Annotated in this window: 1 protein-coding gene; it reads right to left on the minus strand. The window is 54.4% G+C overall.

The window, feature by feature from the left end; genetic code table 11:
* On the minus strand, positions 1–217 hold a 217-nt coding region (locus A3860_RS41045; protein WP_158085189.1), incomplete at both ends, for a hypothetical protein.

The following is a 217-nucleotide window of genomic DNA, read 5'->3' on the forward strand; positions in this document are numbered from 1 at the left end:
GTCCAGTACCCACCGGGTAAAGCAGCCAGGGCAACCATATTGCTGGCAGGCACAACCGGCACAGTGTCTTGCGTCAGTTGCAGGCCGGTAGTACCGGGTTTGCTTGTGTCTTTCATCACTTCGTGGAAGTTAGCACCGAAGCGGGCAGCCATAAAATCAGGCACATTCGGGCCTGGTTTATGGTTAGCCATTACATAATTATCCATCGGCGCCTGGG

The organism is Niastella vici, assembly GCF_002077945.1.
Taxonomy (GTDB): domain Bacteria; phylum Bacteroidota; class Bacteroidia; order Chitinophagales; family Chitinophagaceae; genus Niastella; species Niastella vici.